The 18,857-nt window shown below is 35.5% G+C and carries 14 protein-coding genes; 13 read left to right on the top strand and 1 reads right to left on the bottom strand.

What is annotated here, in order from left to right; translation table 11 throughout:
- Positions 1-195: 195 nt before the first annotated feature.
- From U9R83_RS14435 to U9R83_RS14405, 7 genes are all read left to right on the top strand, one after another.
- Positions 196-1,521, top strand: coding sequence for an FAD-binding oxidoreductase (locus U9R83_RS14435; RefSeq protein WP_042992070.1), 1,326 nt, complete (start codon positions 196-198; stop codon positions 1,519-1,521).
- On the top strand, positions 1,522-2,883 hold the full coding sequence (locus U9R83_RS14430) for a (Fe-S)-binding protein (protein WP_115654210.1): 1,362 nt from the start codon (positions 1,522-1,524) through the stop codon (positions 2,881-2,883).
- Positions 2,867-4,318 carry an FAD-linked oxidase C-terminal domain-containing protein gene (locus U9R83_RS14425; protein ID WP_328575318.1) on the top strand — a complete coding sequence of 484 codons (1,452 nt, stop codon included), beginning with the start codon at positions 2,867-2,869 and terminating at the stop codon, positions 4,316-4,318. Before U9R83_RS14430 ends, U9R83_RS14425 begins: the two co-directional genes overlap by 17 nt.
- 172 nt (positions 4,319-4,490) lie before the next feature.
- Positions 4,491-6,668 carry a malate synthase G gene (locus U9R83_RS14420; RefSeq protein ID WP_328575317.1) on the top strand — a complete coding sequence of 726 codons (2,178 nt, stop codon included), beginning with the start codon at positions 4,491-4,493 and terminating at the stop codon, positions 6,666-6,668.
- Positions 6,669-6,776: 108 nt separating this feature from the next.
- The gene (locus U9R83_RS14415) at positions 6,777-7,553 is read left to right on the top strand and encodes a fumarylacetoacetate hydrolase family protein (protein WP_014459574.1); all 777 of its coding nucleotides are present in this window, start codon (positions 6,777-6,779) and stop codon (positions 7,551-7,553) included.
- A 52-nt stretch (positions 7,554-7,605) separates the two neighbouring features.
- Positions 7,606-8,400, top strand: coding sequence for an IclR family transcriptional regulator (locus U9R83_RS14410; protein WP_013057552.1), 795 nt, complete (start codon positions 7,606-7,608; stop codon positions 8,398-8,400).
- A 143-nt stretch (positions 8,401-8,543) separates the two neighbouring features.
- The gene (locus tag U9R83_RS14405; RefSeq protein ID WP_328575316.1) at positions 8,544-9,776 is read left to right on the top strand and encodes an aminopeptidase; all 1,233 of its coding nucleotides are present in this window, start codon (positions 8,544-8,546) and stop codon (positions 9,774-9,776) included.
- Between the two features lie 60 nt (positions 9,777-9,836).
- Here the strand turns inward: U9R83_RS14405 and U9R83_RS14400 are convergent, their stop codons facing one another.
- Positions 9,837-10,961 carry a site-specific integrase gene (locus U9R83_RS14400; protein ID WP_328575315.1) on the bottom strand — a complete coding sequence of 375 codons (1,125 nt, stop codon included), beginning with the start codon at positions 10,959-10,961 and terminating at the stop codon, positions 9,837-9,839.
- 790 nt (positions 10,962-11,751) lie between these two features.
- On the opposite strand from U9R83_RS14400, the gene U9R83_RS14395 reads away from it, so the two are divergent.
- From U9R83_RS14395 to U9R83_RS14370, 6 genes are all read left to right on the top strand, one after another.
- Positions 11,752-12,447 carry a hypothetical protein gene (locus tag U9R83_RS14395; protein WP_328575314.1) on the top strand — a complete coding sequence of 232 codons (696 nt, stop codon included), beginning with the start codon at positions 11,752-11,754 and terminating at the stop codon, positions 12,445-12,447.
- An 86-nt stretch (positions 12,448-12,533) separates the two neighbouring features.
- Positions 12,534-13,067, top strand: a complete 534-nt coding sequence (locus tag U9R83_RS14390; RefSeq protein WP_328575313.1) for a hypothetical protein — start codon at positions 12,534-12,536, stop codon at positions 13,065-13,067.
- 586 nt (positions 13,068-13,653) lie between these two features.
- Complete coding sequence (locus tag U9R83_RS14385) at positions 13,654-14,145, top strand: HNH endonuclease (protein ID WP_328575312.1); 492 nt, start codon at positions 13,654-13,656, stop codon at positions 14,143-14,145.
- Positions 14,146-14,488: 343 nt separating this feature from the next.
- Positions 14,489-15,265 (top strand): hypothetical protein, encoded by a 777-nt coding sequence (locus U9R83_RS14380; protein WP_328575311.1) that lies wholly within the window; start codon positions 14,489-14,491, stop codon positions 15,263-15,265.
- 465 nt (positions 15,266-15,730) lie between these two features.
- A complete protein-coding gene (locus U9R83_RS14375; protein ID WP_328575310.1) occupies positions 15,731-15,868 on the top strand; it encodes a hypothetical protein in 138 nt (45 codons plus the stop codon).
- Between the two features lie 62 nt (positions 15,869-15,930).
- On the top strand, positions 15,931-18,039 hold the full coding sequence (locus tag U9R83_RS14370) for a hypothetical protein (protein ID WP_328575309.1): 2,109 nt from the start codon (positions 15,931-15,933) through the stop codon (positions 18,037-18,039).
- The last annotated feature ends 818 nt before the right edge of the window (positions 18,040-18,857 follow it).

Raw genomic sequence — 18,857 nt, 5'->3', positions numbered from 1 at the left:
TAAGAAGAAAATATTGGTTGAAAATCCCAAGAATAGGTGATTTAATGATTGTAAGCGCTTGAAATATATCTTTTCATCTATTCTACTAATTATTCTTCTTATTAATCTACTACTTTTAGTCGTATTATATATGGCACTTCTTTATGTTATTAGTGAAACGGTGTTTGCTATTACAAAACGAGAGGAGTCAATTTATTGAGTACGTCGAAGCTTCCAGGTCATTTAAAATCCATTTTATCTCATCCTTCTACACTTGAAGAACATCATATGAATCACTTCCTTGGAAATAACGGATCCCTTCATGTTAAGCCAACTTCAGAACAAGAAATAGCAGCCGTTTTAAAGTATGCGACGGAACACGGAAAAAAAGTCGTCATTGAAGGGAACGGTACAAAAAAAGGGTTTGGCGGACTTATAGATACAGCAGACCTTTTGCTTTCGCTGACTGAATACAGCGGAATTGTTGAACATACAGTAGGTGATATGACGGTTACTGTAAAAGCTGGTACACCGTTTGGAGAGCTGCAAACGTATTTAAAAACGTACAATCAGCAAGTTTCACTTGATCCACCTCTAGGAGACTACGCTACAATCGGCGGGGTTATTGCAGCGAATGAAAGTGGTCCAAAGCGCTTGTCTTATGGATCAGCTCGAGACGCAGTAATTGGCATGAGAGTCGTATATTCAGATGGAACCATTGTTCGTTCAGGGGGAAAAGTCGTCAAGAACGTGGCTGGCTATGATATGAATAAGCTGTTTATTGGTTCAATGGGAACACTCGGCGTTATATCCGAAATAACGTTAAAGCTGCGTCCGCTGCCTAAGTATCAAAGCGTTCTTTTTCTTTCTTTTTCAACAGGCAATATCGAAGAAATCTATGCTTTTGTTAGCAAAGTCCTAGACTCGATGATAGAGCCCGTTGCTTTGGAATTATTGAATCCTTCCCTAGCTGAAGATGTAATAGGGCAGCATCTGTTTACGCTTGTAATTAGCTTCGAAGATGTGGAAAGTTCCGTTCATTATCAAGAGAATTACATTAAAAGTATTCAGCCGTCTGATACCATTTTAAAAGTACTGCAGCAAAAAGAAGCCGAGGTATTTTGGGGATTTTTTAGTAACATTAGTCCAAATGGTGCACGTTGTTCTTCCGAAGAAGAAACGGAAGCCACGCTAAAAATTGGAGTACCAAATATGAATGTACTCGATGTAATAAACAAAAGTAATGCATTAAAAACGTCCCGTCCAATGCTGATAAAAGCACATGGAGGAGTTGGACATGGTCTTTGTTCGGTCTACATAAAAGGCTCAGAAGATGCCATTCTTTCCGTTATTACTTCATTTATTGAAACTGCTAAAACGTACGGAGGATATGTGGTCGTTAAACACTTGCCTTTTATACTGCGCCAAAAAGTAAATGTATGGGGAGAAAAACCTTCTCATTTTCCGTTACTAGCAGAAATTAAAGCAAAGATGGACGCTAAAAACGTGCTTAACTATAAACGATTTATAGGAGGAATCTAAGTGAATTCAGCGAAAGCGGATATCAAAGATGCTCCATGTCAAAGCGTTAGCAATTATCTGTGGAAAGACGCGCCAGACGAAAAAAAATGGGCGGATTGTGTACACTGCGGAATGTGCTTGGAGTCTTGTCCTACTTACGAAATAACGGGGCAAGAACAGCATTCACCAAGAGGTCGCGTTCATCTTATCAAATCGGTAGCAGAAGGAAAAATAAGCGTGAATGAACAATTTACAGATCCTGTGTTTGCCTGTTTGGACTGCCGTGCCTGTACAACTGCTTGTCCTGCAAATGTAGACGTTGGCGGACTTATTGAAGAAGCTCGCGGCCAAATTCGTCAGGCGATGCCTTTGACGGGATGGAAAGGCATGATTAGCAAGTTTTTTCTAAAGGAACTTTTTCCTCATTCCCATCGCTTAGAAGCTGCAGGAAGTCTATTAAAATTGTACCAAAAAAGCGGGATGCAAAAAATGATGCGCACGACAGGGATGTTAAATATGATGCCGACACATCTATCAGAAATGGAATATGTAATGCCTAAGATTACTCGTTCTGTTCGGAAAAAATATAAAAAAGAACGTGTTCTAAAAGCAAAAGCAGAAAGAAAAGCAGAAGTTGCTTTTTTAACTGGGTGCATCATGGACGTCATGTTCAGTGATATTAACGAAGCGACTCTTAATGTATTAAGAAGAAACGGCAACGATGTTGTTATTCCTCAGTCTCAGACGTGCTGTGGTGCTTTGCACGTTCATGCAGGAGACCGAGACATGGGAAGACAGCTTGCCAAAAAAAATATAGAGGCGTTTCAACATGCCGATACTATTATTGTAAACGCTGCGGGATGCGGCTGCATGTTAAAAGAGTATCCTGAATTATTTAAAGAAGAAGAGCAAGAGTGGCTTGAAAAAGCCGAAGTCTTTGCTGAAAAAGTCCAGGATATTTCAAAATACCTTCACGATACGGGATATCGCCCTCCGCAGGCGAAGCTGCATACGCGCATTACGTACCACGATGCTTGTCATTTAGCTCATGGTCAAGGAGTCAGAGAAGAACCAAGAGATATTTTGCTTTCTATTCCAGGAGTGGAAATGGTTCATATGGCTAATGCCGATCGGTGCTGTGGAAGCGCAGGAATTTATAATTTAACAAACCCTGAAATGGCGGGAGCCGTACTCCAAAATAAAATGGAACATATCCCTGATGACGTAGAAATGATTTCAATGGGAAACCCAGGATGTATGCTGCAGATGGCAGTAGGAGTAAAAAAATATGGACGAAGTCAGCAAATTGTTCACACGGTACAGCTTTTGGAGTGGGCCTATCAAAAAGAAGAGGAGGAAGCACATCGTGTTGAAGAAAAATAGAATAAAAGATCTTCACGTAAAAAACCTTTCTCAACTAGTAGATGCTCATTCTATTTTGTATCATAAAGAAGATTTGCTTGCGTACGACTGCGACGGGTTTACCATTCATAGACATTTGCCTAAAGCGGTGTTATTTCCTCAAAATACGAAAGAAGTTTCTAGCATTGTTAAATACTGCAATGAAAATAATTTGCCTTTTCTTGCAAGAGGAGCAGGCACAGGACTGAGCGGAGGAGCAATTCCTCTTAATAACGAAGTGGTTATTAGTTTAGTGAAAATGAAGCGCCTGCTTAGCGTCGACTATGAAAACAGACGTGCCGTTGTAGAGCCTGGATTTATTAATCTTAGATTAACCAATTCAATTTCTGAAAAAGGATATTATTATGCACCCGATCCTTCGAGTCAATATTGCTGCACCATTGGTGGAAATGTAGCGGAAAACGCAGGAGGGGCACACTGTCTTAAATATGGCGTCACTACCAACCATATTTTAGGGCTAGAGGTGGTGCTTCCAAATGGAGATGTGATTGAACTTGGCAAGCAAGGTATTCCGGATGAACCGGGATATGATTTATTAGGACTTTTAACGGGATCAGAAGGAACGTTAGGAATCGTTACAAAAATTACGGTGCGCATTTTGAAAAACCCCGAAGCAAAACAAACGGTTCTTGCCTATTTCGACCGCGTAGAAGACGGCAGTCAAGCGGTATCAGACATTATATCAGCCGGCATTGTGCCTGCTGCGCTTGAAATGATGGATAAAACCGCTATTGAAGGAGTGGAAGCTGCTGCATTTCCGGTCGGACACCCTAGAGATATTGAAGCTCTTTTATTAATTGAAGTAGACGGCATTTCAGCTGGTATCGAAGAGCAAATCCTTCGTATTTTAGACGTATGTAAAAAACAAAACGTACGGGAAGTGAAAGTAGCTGAAAGTGAAGAAGAGCGCGCCAGATGGTGGGCAAATCGCAAAACAGGATTTGGAGCGATGGGAGCTATATCCCCTGACTATCTCGTACAAGACGGCGTCATTCCAAGAAGTAAACTGCCTCAAGTGCTGAAGCGAATTAACAAAATTAGCGAACAATCTGGCCTTCGCATTGCCAATATTTTTCACGCTGGAGACGGGAACTTGCATCCGCTTGTATTATTTGATGCTAGAAAGCCAGGGGAAACCGAAAAAGCACTCGACGCCGGAAGCGCATGTTTGCAAGTATGTGCAGAAGTAGGAGGAACGATTACCGGCGAACACGGCGTAGGCATTGAAAAAAAAGAAGAAATGCGATTTGTTTTTAATGAAGAAGAAATTCAAGCACAAACGAATATACGAGAAGTATTTAATCCTAAAAATTTATTAAATGCAGGAAAGCTTTTTCCAAGTCCGAGCCGCTGCGCTGAAGTCAAAAAAGAAAAGAAAAAAATAGAATATTTTTAGAAAATTCTTGAAAATACATTCGCTCGATGATATGATTTTTTTAACAAAAATAAAACGCTGTTTTGTAATAAGAAACAGCAACGCATATGTTCGTCTTAACCATCTTGGTCAGAAAAAAATGAAAGCGCGTCCAATTCTAAAAATATAAAGAAGTAAGAGGAGGAAACAGACGGTGACAAACTATAAACAAGTTGGAAATCTGAAAGTAGCTCCAGTTCTCTGTCAATTTATCAATGAGGAAGCTCTTCCGGGCAGCGGCCTAAGTACAGAAAATTTTTGGTCTGATTTTGAAGCGTTAGTAACTGAGTTAACACCCGTAAATAAACGCTTGTTAGAAAAGCGTGATCAGCTGCAAGCTCAAATTAATGCGTGGCATCAAGAAAATCCTGACGGTGACTTTAACGAATACAAATCGTTTTTAACGAGAATTGGCTATTTAGAAGACAAGACAGAAGATTTTCTTATTGGTACAGAAGGAGTAGACAGTGAAATTGCTTATCAGGCAGGACCACAGCTTGTTGTACCAGTGAATAACGCCCGGTATGCTATTAACGCTGCTAATGCACGCTGGGGAAGTCTCTATGATGCTCTTTACGGCACTGATGCAATCAGTGAAGAAAATGGAGCTTCGCGCACGAGTTCTTACAATCCAATTCGAGGAGAAAAAGTTATTGCGTTTGCGAAGAATTTTCTTGATGAAATTGTTCCGCTCGTTCAGTCTTCTCATGCGGAAGTGGTTCAGTACAGCCTTGAAAATGGAAGGCTTGTCGCTCAATTAAATGATGGCAGTTTAACAGAATTACAGGAAGAAGAGAAATTTGTAGGGTATCAAGGAGAAGAAGAAAGCCCTGATGCTCTTTTATTCAAAAACAACGGCCTGCATTTTGAAGTTCAAATTGATCGTACGGATTCGATTGGTAAAACAGACGATGCGGGTGTAAAAGATATTTTAATGGAAGCAGCTCTTACGACGATTATGGACTGTGAAGATTCAGTAGCGGCAGTAGACGCAGAAGATAAAGTAGATGTTTACCGCAACTGGCTAGGATTAATGAAAGGTGATTTGACGTCTACTTTTAAAAAAGGAAGTCAAAACATGACAAGGCGTTTGAATCCAGACCGTACCTATATTTCTCCCGACAAGGAAAAGATTTCACTGTCTGGCCGTTCGCTTATGTTTGTTCGAAACGTTGGGCATTTAATGACAAACAGCGCTGTTTTAGATCGAGATGGCAACGAAATCTATGAAGGTATTTTAGACAGCGTGATTACTAGTTTAATTGCCAAACACACCTTGCTTAAAAACGGTACGTATCAAAATTCTAAAAAGAGCTCTATCTATATCGTTAAACCGAAAATGCACGGCTCCAAAGAAGTGGCTTTTGCCAACACGTTATTTAATTCAATTGAAGATATGCTAGGGCTTGAGCGTCATACGATTAAAATTGGCGTAATGGACGAAGAGCGCCGCACAACGCTTAATTTAAAAGCGTGCATCAAAGAAGTAAAAGATCGAGTGGCTTTTATTAATACTGGATTCTTGGATCGAACAGGTGATGAAATTCACACTTCTATGGAAGCAGGCGCTGTTATTCGTAAAAATGATATGAAGGCGTCTAAATGGCTTCAAGGCTACGAGCAGTCTAATGTAAATGTAGGATTAGCAAGCGGATTCCAAGGCCGCGCTCAAATCGGAAAAGGAATGTGGGCAATGCCGGATATGATGGCCGAAATGCTGAAACAAAAAGTGGGGCATTTAAAAGCAGGAGCGAATACGGCATGGGTGCCTTCACCAACCGCAGCAACGCTTCATGCTCTTCACTATCATCAAATTGATGTAAGAGATGTTCAAAACGAATTGCTTACTCGGTCTACTGATTTACAAGATGACATTTTGCAAATTCCTGTGGCAGAAAAACCAAATTGGAGCAAAGATGAAATTCAGCAGGAGCTCGACAACAACGCTCAAGGAATACTTGGTTATGTAGTAAGATGGGTTGACCAAGGAGTAGGGTGCTCAAAAGTACCGGATATTAATAACGTCGGGCTAATGGAAGACCGGGCAACGCTTCGTATTTCCAGTCAGCACGTAGCTAACTGGCTTCATCATGGGATTTGTACAAAGGAACAAGTAACGGAAACATTAAAGCGAATGGCAAAAGTAGTGGATCAACAAAATGAAAATGATCCTCTATATCAGCCAATGGCACCAAACTACAGCACATCCATTGCTTTTCAGGCAGCCTGCGATTTAGTATTTCAAGGCTATGATCAGCCAAACGGCTATACGGAACCCATTTTACACCGCCGCCGTATCGAAGCAAAAGCAAAAGCAGCTATAAAACAGTAAAAAAAAACGGCCTGTCACCATAGAGATGGCAGGCTGTACTTACATCTTAAGAACCTGACTACCTACGATCCTTATTAAAACAAAGCAAATGGGAAAAGGAGCCATGTTATGAAATTTGTAAGGTTTGCTGTACAAGATAGCCGTCATACAGGTGTACTAAAAGAAGATACGATCAGCGTTATTAAAGGAAATATATTTGAGAAGTGGGACTATACAGGGCAGACTTTTTCACCGAGTGAAGTAAGGCTTTTGGCTCCTTTAGAGCCGAATCAAATTATTGGAATAGGCGCAAATTATGCAGCTGCAAAGTCGGAGCTGCCAAAAGAAATGCCTTCTATTCCTGTCTTCTTTTTTAAGCCCACATCCTCTGTGATTGGTCCAAACGAAGACATTGTCATTCCAACTGCCATTAAGCACGTCAAGTTTGAGTCTGAACTTGCAGTTATTATTGGAAAAGAAGCGAAGAACATCGCAAAAGAAGACGTACGGGACTATATATTTGGGTATACAATTGGAAACGATGTAACGGCTCCGGATTATTTTCATGAAGACGGGCACTGGACCATTGGAAAATCCTTTGATTCATTTACGCCTCTTGGCCCCGTAATCGAAACAGAGCTTGATTTTAAGTCCATTCATGTAAAAGCGTTTTTAAATGGCGTTGAAAAACAAAACAGCTCAACAGATTTAATGATTATTTCCGTTGGAGAAATGATTGCTTACCTTTCTACTGTTATGACCCTTAAGCCGGGAGATGTGGTTTTAACAGGAAGTCCGGTCGGCGCGGAACTGGTGAGCGCAAACGATATTATTGAATGCACCATCCGAGAAATTGGGACCCTCCAAAATCCGTTTGTTGCAGAGAAAGAACGTGTAAACGTATAAAAGTGATAAAAAATGCCCGGCAGTAAAACGACACATAGAGGAGAGAGGAAAAATGGAGCGAGAAAATATGGTGAAGTCTGTAAGCCGGGCATTGGATATTGTCACAATTGTCAGCATGGAAAGAGAAGGGGTAGGAGTCACAGAAATTGCAAAGCAAATGGACATTAATAAAAGCTCCGTATACCGTATTCTAACTACTCTTGCTCAGTATGGCTATATTGAACAAGATCAAGAAACCGGGCGGTACAAGCTTGGGTATAAGTTTTTAGAAGTAAGTTCAAAGCTTTTAGATTCTATTGATCTACGAACGGAAGCAAAGCCGTTTTTGCAAGAACTTGAAAGTGAAACAAATGAAGTCATTCACCTTGTGGTCTACGATCAAGGTGAAGTAGTGTATATTGAAAAGCTAGAAGGAAATCAGACGCTGCGCATGCATTCAAAAGTGGGGAAAAGAGCGCCTATGCACTGTACGTCTGTCGGTAAAGCTATTCTAGCTTTTTTACCGCTTAATACGGTAACGAGCATTCTTGAAAGAAAAGGCTTACCAGCTCATACCGATCACACCATTACAGATGAAGAAAGCTTTCTTCGAGAACTTTCAGAAGTAAAACAAAAAGGATATGCGCTGGATTTAGAAGAAAATGAATATGGAATTACCTGCATCGCAGCGCCTATTTTTGATCACCTTGGTCAAGTCGTTGCCGCAGTCAGCATTTCCGGTGCTACGATGCGTATGACAAATGAGCGATTAACGTATCTTCAAGAACGCATGGTTGATATAGGCAAGAATATTTCAGAGCGGCTCGGCTACAAAACGGAATCTGTGAAAGACAAAAGTTTGTTCTGATTCTTAAAGAACAAACTTTTTTTATATAATAATCTGTAAAATAACGTAATTATATTATGTAAACTATAGGCTAGGATTTTTAATTGATGTTTTATTCATGATACAATAAAGTCGTTAGAATATATACGTAAAGGAGATAAATTATGGAACAGTTTGAGCGCAATATTGAAAAGTACGCCGAGCTAGCTGTAAAAGTCGGTGTAAACATTCAAAAAGGGCAAGTATTAAACATTAATGCCGATATTTCTTCCGCTGATTTTGTTCGTGAAATTGCGAAAAAAGCGTATGAAGCCGGAGCAAAGTCTGTTGATGTAGACTGGCATGATGATCACTTAGTTCGTTTGAAATACGAAAAAGCGGATGAATCTGTATTTAATGAATTTCCTGCTTGGAAAGCTCAGGCAAGAGAAGAGCTTGTTAAAAACGGAGGCGCTGTTTTATCTGTAATTTCAAGCGGTCCTGACTTATTAAAAGGAGTAGACGGCAAACGTATTGCTGCGTTCCAAAAAGTAAGCGGAAAAGCAATGAAAAAATTCCGTGAAGCGATTCAATCCGATAAAATCAGCTGGTCCATCGTAGCTGTTCCTTCCAAAGACTGGGCAGCCAAAGTATTTCCTGACGTTCCAGAAGAACAGCAGCAAGAAAAACTATGGGAAGCTATTTTTAAATCTGTGCGCGTAGACCAAGAAGATCCAGTGGCCGCATGGGAAGAGCATAATGCTTCATTACATACAAAAGTAGACATTTTAAATGAAAAGAGATTTGCTAAGCTTCACTATAAAGCGCCGGGAACAGATTTAACAATTGAACTTCCTGACAAACATATTTGGGTTGGCGCAGGCAGTGTTAATGAAGACGGCAACTCGTTCATGGCCAATATGCCAACAGAAGAAGTATTCACACTTCCAAAAAAAGACGGCGTAAACGGTCAAGTAACAAGCACAAAACCGCTTAGCTACGCAGGAAACTTAATTGAAAACTTCACGCTAACATTTGAAAACGGAAAAATTGTGGATGTAAAAGCAGAAGAAGGCGAAGAAACGTTAAAGCACTTAATTGAAACAGATGAAGGTGCCAAATACTTAGGAGAAGTAGCCTTAGTACCGCATCAATCGCCAATCTCTCAGTCAAACATCATTTTCTACAACACGCTGTTTGACGAAAATGCATCCAACCACTTAGCCATCGGCAGCTCGTATTCTTTCTGTTTAGAAGGCGGAAAAACGATGTCTAAAGAAGAGCTATCAGAAAACGGAGCAAACGACAGCATCACCCACGTTGACTTCATGATTGGCTCAGCTGAAATGGACATCGACGGCATCAAAGCTGACGGTACAAGCGAGCCTGTGTTTAGAAAAGGGAACTGGGCGTTTTGAATTAAACCTTGATATAGTAAGGTTTTAACCACCTGAACCTTTTAATTGGTCACAAGCTGGTCACATATTAACGAATAAAGTATTTAATTTATCAGCCACTTCTTGTTGCATACTCGGCAAGACGTGGCTGTATTGATTTAATGTGATTTGAATGGAAGAGTGTCCGACACGTTCGGAGATAACTTTCACATTTACATTTTGCTGAATCAACATGGTTACATGCGTATGACGTAAATCATGAAATCGTATCACAGGTAGTCCAAGTTTTTTAGCATGATTTTTAAATCTCTTCGATAAAGTAGATGAATCTAAAGGGTTACCGAACTTTGTGCAGTTTACTAAGTCATAATCGTTATAAGCCGTACCTTGTTTAAGTTTGTTAGCTAATACTTTCTTACGCTCTTTTTTCAATTGATTAACAAGCATATCAGGGATATGAATAGAACGTACACCAGACGCTGTTTTAGCCCCTACCTTAAGTTCTTTTGCATACCCGTCATAGATTTGTCTAATATAGATAATCTGCTTTTCAAAATCAATATCTCTCCATCGCAGCCCTAGGATTTCTCCTTTTCGCATTCCAGTGAGCAAAGCCATAAGAACGATTGTATAATATCTATTTTGCTTAGCGTGAGCAATGTAGTAATTTACTTGCTTCAAGTCCCAAATGCTCATTTCAGACTTTACCTCTCTTAGTATATTCACATGTATTAATGGATTCTCAGAGATAAGCTTTAAACCATGTGCTTTCTTCATAAGCTGATTTATTAAGAATAAAAGCTTCCGAATAGAATTGTGACTAAGAGAAGAATCTGCTACCAAACTGTTAGTGAACTTTTGAAGAACGATTGGATTTAAATCTTGTAGCTTATAATGACCTAACTTAGGTTTAAGGTGATTTCTGTATAAGCACTGATGGTTCTTTAGTGTACTTTTAGCTAACTGAGTCTGTCTTTCTACAAACCATTCCTTTATAAAACTGTCTAAATCAATAAGCTGTGGCTCTATAAAAGTACCTAAGTTCAACTCATTTAGTACAACCGCTAAAGCTTTTTCTGCTTCTTTCTTCGTTGTAAAACCACGTTTTTTCTTTTGTCTTCGTTTACCTGTTAGTTCGTCTCTACCAATATCTACTATGAAATAATATTTACCTGTTGTTTTATCTTTTTTTATACTTCCTTGCATCTTAAGAGCCTCCTGTATTGCTCTTAAGCTATTAGTAGTTAAAGGCTTCCTTACGTAATTTTAACATATAGGGATTAAAGAAAATATGTAAAGGTTCAATGAATCCTATTTAGCTAATGTTTTATCCTGACCTGAGAAAGTTTTGAATATTGATACGAAGCTAATTCTCTGTAGGATAAGCAACGATGAAGGAGAGTCCAATATGAATGCTCTCCTTGGTTTTAAAGTAAAAAGTAAGCAAGAGGGGGGGATTTTCCACATATTACAGGCTTCTTTCTGCAAGCATAACCTATAGTAGGTATAGATACACGTCACAATCGTTCCGAAACGATAGTTGATTAATAAAATATTGCTTTTATTACCTTTAGTTTTAAAAAGTTTGTTCACCATATAATTCTATAATCAGGAAAAACATAGTTACAAGTTCATTATCTTGGTAATGTTTAAATTAAGGCTGTAATTTTTATAAATTGAACAGATAACATATTAAGAGTCTCCTTCTGTATCATTCTTAAACTATTGAAATTAGAGGTTTTCCCATATTATCCCGACATATATAGGATATAAAACAGCTTTGAGTACCTAATATATATAAAGCTTTTGTGAGATAACAAATATATTGCAATAATTTTGTTTAACGATTTTTAGTGATTTCCTTAAACAAAAGTATTGATATTAAAGCATTTATTTATTTTTTGTATTTTTCTAAAAACTATTGAAATATCATTTATAAAGTAATATCATGTTGAATAAAGCGGGATGCAGTTTAATTAGGAGGTGATTTCAAACTATGTTTATTGCATACTCAGATGCCTCAGTAAGGGATGAAGAAACTTCGTTAGGTTTCTTTATTGTTTTCGAGGATAAAAGTGAAATAAGGAGAAGGATAGTCGTACATGAACATGATAACAACGTTGCTGAAGCCATGGCATTATCTGAACTGCTTGCTTTTCTCAAGTATTACAATTTAAAGAAAGGTACTATACTTTTGGATTCTAATGGAGTAAAAGCTCAACTGAAAAAAGAGTGGAAAAATAATAATAAGGTTAAAAAAAGAAGGAGGAACAAAAAACATAGATATTTGTCAAAGGGCGTATATAAAGTCCTTGAAAAGTTGCAGGTTCGAACTCAACTAATAACCCGAACACGTAATGTTGCTCACAAGGTATGTTATGGAGAAGAATTTATCTTATCCACCCCAATTTCTAAAGTTAATCGTAAGTACTATCAGGCACTAGAAACGTATAAAGATTATTTCATGCAGCAATCAGTTTTAGATGAATATAGAAAAGTACATAATACCCCCTCCGCTACGTTTCACGAAGCACAAATAAATTTGAACAATACAATTTCGTTAGCCGATATTATTGAAATAGAATCTGATTTTAGAACCTATCAACTAAAAGAAAAAAAGATAAGAGTATATAAAGACACTATTGTGAAGATTAGTGAAGAACTAAACGTACAAAAAAGGGATGAGAACTAACAATATTTAAAAAGTTCTATATTTGTAAAATATTCAAGTGAAAAGAGCTGAGATTTAAAATGATACTGTCTGAGGAAATTTTAAGAATGATTGATGATATAGGTAAACAAATTACTAGATATACGGGGAAAACATTCAATGGTTTAGAAGAAATAATTAGATATAGTCTAAATAATACACAAGAAAACCTTCACAATGAGAACTTAGACAGTGAAAGGTTTATAGACTTACTTAAAGCTTATTTTACAGTTTGTTACTGTCAGACCTGCTTTTCAGATAATATGTATAGAGGTGATAGAACACGCTATTTAGCTAGGATAAAGGCTATGGAAGAAATAATGATATGGCGTTATGAACTTGAGGAAATGTTTAGGGAATTTGATATTGAGGAAATGGAAGAACTTGAATTACTTTTCAATGAGAATCAACCAATCACGTTAGGCGACCTAATTCGTTTCAAATATAGGTTATTACCTGAAATTTTTTTAAACTTCATAGGAGTAGAAGAAATAGATTATTCAGAATTAAAAGATAACGAATTAGGGAATTTCATCATAGAAAAATTAAAAGATGAGCATTTTAGTAATAGAGCTAAAACTTTCTTTTCTATAAATTTTTAGAATATCTATTGTAAATTATCAACTAGATGAAATCTTACACTTCAATTGAACTAATAATATAAGTACATCCAAACAGCTTAAACGTAATAAAATTTTTTTTAGTAGAAATTAAGATACAAGGTGAAGGGGAGGATTTACAAATTTTTTGCATTACTACAGTTCCGAGAAGGCTATAGTTACTTAAACTACACATCACTTCTTCTCAAAAATCCGATACGAGATGTATATTTAATTATTTTTACAATGATAAAAGGCTTTAATTACTAGAATTAATGTTACTCTTTTCGAAACATCATCCGATAAAGCAAATTAATGCATCAATAATTATAAAGCTGCCTATTAGATTATATAGAACATAAGTTGAAAGAGTACTTTTTACAAAGTACTCTTTTTGGTTTTATTTGGATTTTTTATTACAATTAAATTACAAATAAACAAAAAGTATTGACATAGTTTTCGCGAAAAAAGCGAGATTGGATAGGTTTTTGCTGTTAAAACTAGCAAAAACCTCAATATGTATAATGAGAATTAGATAACAAAGATTATATTGTTACGTTCATCAAATTAAAGAAAGGGTGAAAAAGCAGTGCAAAAGAGATGTAGCAACTGCAAGGAGTTTAAATCAGCAACAGAGTTTCATAAAAATAAATCTAGAAAGGATGGATTAGAGCCTTACTGTAAGAAGTGTTCATCAGAGAGAAAAAAGAAGCGGAATAGAAATGGTGGTAACTTTACTCAGAAACAAAAAGAAAAAGCATTTATGCAGTATGGATATTGCTGTCAAATATGTGAAAACAGCAATAAAGAAGAATTACAAGTAGACCATTTAATGCCACAGATTATTTGTAAGCCGAATACAGCTAGTGTGCAAGAAAATGCGTGGGTTCTATGTTCTAGTTGTAACATCAAAAAAGGTAAGCGAATGATAATAGACTTCATTGAGAAAGTACCAAAGAAAATACTAGGAAATATGCTAATTAAAGAATACGCACAAGCAATTGTACAACAGCTATTCAAGAAAGTGCCAGTAACAATTAATGGGAAACAGTTTACCGAAGTTCAAGTTCATCTTAAGTAAATTATAAGTATATTCTAAACTTCATATAATATCTTCGAGCTTAAAACACTAAGTAACTAAAAAATAGGTGTAGTTTAAAGACAAGGTAAAAAAGTACACCTAAAAATCAGGTAACCATCTCCTAAACTAGACCCAAAAAGTGGGTGACCCTTCACCCCTAGATACGCTAGTATCTGTCAAGACTTTTTGTGCATTCCAGAAAGGGAATAGATAGAAGATTACTAGATAGAAGACAATATAATAGATACAAATGTATGGGCGAGAGTCGGCAAAGCCGACTGTATCCCTCTCAAACAAGCTTATTTAATAAAATAAAGAATTTAAATTGAAAGGAATAAGAAAGATGAAAAATGAAAAAATATCAACAACACAACAAGAAAGACTAGAATCATTTATTAAAATTTCCAAGTCATTAACTGAAACAAAAAAATTAGGCGAAAATGGTGAACTAGACGTTTATCATTTAACAATTATTAAATCATTGGCAAATAACTTTGAAGGCGTGGCTTATACTGGTATTAACCATATCATGAGATTTATTGGCATGAGTACAGAACAGAGTAAAACAAAGGCAAGAACAAAAAAATCCCTACTTAGTCTACAAGAAATGGGACATATTGAGATTTATGAAGATAGAGAAATGCAAAGTATGGCTAACGACTTAAAGCCAGCCAATAACTACTTTATTAAACCCACAGGAAAAGATGAAGAATGTGGTTTTGCTAAGGTATTTTACAAAGATATTCAAAAAATTATTAGTATGAAGAGTGATTATAAGCCCAAGATATTCGCTGCCTATCTCAATATAATTAGTAACATGTTTTACGATAACACAGGTACAAATAAAAATGTACCGATATCATTTATAGCTATTGATACAATTAGAAAGAATACAGGAATAAATAGAAATTCTGTTGTAGAATACCTTAAAGTATTAGTTAAAGAAGAAATCTTATATTTTGTACACTTTCGTATTAATAATTCTACTACAAAGAACTACTGCACAAGGTGGATTCACAAAGAACATACTGCTAAGTGGGCTATACCATTCGCCCAGTACCATTACAAACTAGAAAAGGATAAGTTCAAAGGTGGAGGGATTGGAGTGTCAGAAGAGTAAAGAGAATCTCATAATAGAGGTTCTCTTTTTTTATTTTATATAAATATAAATCAGATTTAAAAGATAATGCTTGTTCCATACATATGTGGTATGATTTTCCTGTTGGTATGTAGAAAGTATTACTCTTTCTATCAAGGTGATTAGTTAACTGTCTTAAAGTGACAAATGATAAAAACTCATGTGCTTTTATCATTTAAAAATCTCGCTTGGAAGATACTTCAATAAAAATGATTGAAAAGTAGGGATGGTGAGAAATCAAACCCTTAGTTGTGACTAATAAAATCCGTCTTGTATTGTATTCTTCAAAATGATGTAAGTATAGAATACAAAAAGATTATTTTTTAAAATACTTCTCCTTCTATATATGAGAAAAGTAGATAATAGGTACGGATACTTATCACAATTTTTTTATGTGTACAAGTTTACTACTTTATTTTTATAAAAACTACGGGGGGGTTACTCGGTGTGTTACAAGCTTTTGTTTATAAAAATATACAAAATAGTAATTCAAAAGGAAAAGATAATGAAAAAACAAAAGGTTATGAGTTAGAGCTAAACGAAAGTGAAGTGAGACTTTATTATTTACTATTTCAAAAGTCTTAAAGATTTTGTTAGAGAACCAAATGAGGTTAGTAATAAAAAATATAGGGCAGGAGATTTTAAAAATGGATTTAGATATATATACTAATGTTGAGCAACTGTTAAGTAAAAAAAAGTATGAACAAGCTTTCTTGATGATGAAACTGTACATAGAGAAGTTGATTGTAAATAGCGGTTTTTCGGAAAAGAATTTTTTACAGGAAGTTAAAGGAAAGAAAATTTTAATTAACACTACTAACGATGCAAAAAGAAAAAGATTATTTTGTACGCCTTTAATAAACTACTTAAAGCTTAAAAATTTGCATAATTTAAATGAGTATTTAGAGCAATGTGAATATATAAATGGTGAATTTGAGTCATTAAATTTGGACATAAATGATTTTCTTACAAGGCTAAAAAAGGATAACCAGACTATAGCTCTATTCAAAATTTTAAGTACGTTTGAGAATATAAATCATACAATATTAAATAATGAAAAAAAGAATCCTTACATAATCTTTAACCATGTTGGTAGTGAGAGTGAAGCACTCTATGAAAATAATATAGAAGCTTTAAATATTTTAATTGAAAAGTGGGCTTCAATGTGCAAAGAAGGTTTATTTAGTAAAAAAGCACATAAAGAAAAAGATATAGAAAAATTAAAGCCGTTATCAATTAACGAAAAAATGTGGCAAAAAAATGTAAGTCTAAAGTTTTTATATTGGCTAATTAACGAAGTTACATTAAATAAGATGGTAGTTAAAAGAGAAGAAAATAAAGTAAGGTTTATTTACACAGATAAAGATGAATATATTAGGTATCGTTTACCATTCATAAGAGAATCATTTTTAAATAAGAAATTCACGTATAATTTAATGAACAAGAAGAAAAATGCAAAGCAAATAGATTACGGAAAAGTGCTTGAATTAAAAAGGGGAGGTGAGCATTTTTCTTTAAGGTTAACTCCTCAAATAATTTATGAAAATATGGAAAATTCTATAAACGTTGGATACTCAGAATACATAAAAATAGCGACATTATTAAAGGTTCAGGGTTATTCAGAACTGGAATATAATAACGTAAATATTGAAGAAGCATTTATCTTTTACTACTGTTTAAGAAATATGGCAACTATTTATTATGAAGCGACTGAGTACTTTATTAAGAAATATGGTAAATTTCCCAAAGCTCCTTTTCTATGTGTATCGATAAAAAGTTTACATGAACAATTGTCATATATGCTATCAAAAGTATTTAAGCGAAATATTGAACTGGATGATATAAATAAGTGGGTGAGATTTTTTAGTTTTGGGGAAGATAAAATAAATGACCTGTATTATAAGCCTTTAATAAAAAATAAAGAGTCTATTATTATAATACCAAGTCTTTTTTTAATGAATAATATGTATATGACTTTTACTCGTCACTTGCAAATGTTACAAATAAATTTGTCTAATAAAGGTACACTTTTCGAACAAGCTGTTAGGAGATTGTTTATTAATTCTGGCTTTGTAACCTATGGGGATAACTATACGTTTAATTATTACTCTACTTCTTGTGGACAAGAAGTAAAAGGAGATATAGATATTATAGCTCATAAAGGCTCACATCTTTTTATAGCTGAAGTGAAGAATCATTTAGACCCTGTCGAACCTGAAGATTATAGAAGTGGAAATAAAGTAATTAAAAAGGCTAATAGTCAAATTAGCAAAATTTTGAGATATATTGAGGAAAAAACGGATGAGTTTTGCGAGAGAGTAGGAATAAATATTGAGGAATTAAATAGGCTTAAAATAGTTCCTTTTATAGTTATTAGTGGCTATTATAGGTCGGGAGAAAAGATAAATGGTATACCTATAACAGATTATAATAGTCTAGAGAAATTTATTGAGGATGGAGAACTAACAATCCAAGCAGGTGAAGATATTTTGGCTAAAGTTCCGATAAGGAACGCTAAAATGACTACTACTGACTTAATAAACTTTTTAGAAGAACCATATTTTTATGGACTAAATGGTTGCTATGCTCCTATGCTGTATGTGGCAAATACGATGCAGATGTCAAGCAAAGAACTTTTTGTTTCGCCAGATTTACCCGATTTGGAAAAGGAAAAATACAAATATTCTATCCTCTTCCCAAATGAAGATGAGATGAGAGAAGTTTTAGGAGAGCCAGCTGGAGAAAGCAAGCGTTAAAGTCTTAAAAAAGAAATTGTAATTTGTATTCGCAAATTACAATTTCTACTTTATATTATAACCACTACTCTACAATAGAAAGTGCCAGATATCATTGAGCATTAGTATTAAAGTAGTTTAAGTAATTCTCGCGCACTGAGATTCCCATTTAATTTTGGAATCAAATGCTATATATTAAATCCTGGAATATCTGCGATTTAAATTCATGGATACGTAATGATACTTCTTAGTGAGTAAAAGCGTCAAATACATGATAGAGGTATACATCCGTAAATTGGAAATTGTGGAGAACTACAAGAAGAAGTGAAAATCGTTGCAAACCTCTCCGATAAAGGGTTTGATTCTCTTATTAAGAAACATAGAAAGTGAACAAGAATTATAAAGAACACAAATAAAAATAGGAGTAATTGGAATTAGATGGTGGCAATGTTAATTGCCATCTTTTTTTATTGGGGACATAAGGAAAATTATTATATATACAGATTTTATGGTGACAAAACTTAATGGTATATCACCATTGTTCCAGTCCAGTATTATCAAGGTATCTAAAGGTGACAAAATATAGTGACACAAATAAGAGCAGAAAACAATATGAAATGTGGATATGCACGTGTGAGTACAGTTACGTAAGATTTAGCTGTATAAAATGAAGAACTAAGGAAAGAATGGTGGGAAGTCATCTTCAAAGTGGAATTTTACAGGGATGAAAATAGATAGACTACAATTTAAGAGATTAGTGGATAAGTTGCAAACGGTTGATAATCTTACATATAAGGAAGCTTAAGAAATGATAGGCATTAATAAGAGAACTCTAATTA

The sequence above is a fragment of the Priestia sp. LL-8 genome, assembly GCF_036227845.1.
Taxonomy (GTDB): Bacteria; Bacillota; Bacilli; order Bacillales; family Bacillaceae_H; genus Priestia; species Priestia zanthoxyli.
The sequence above is the reverse complement of the archived record's forward strand: the minus strand, read 5'-3'. Positions and strand labels throughout refer to the sequence as shown.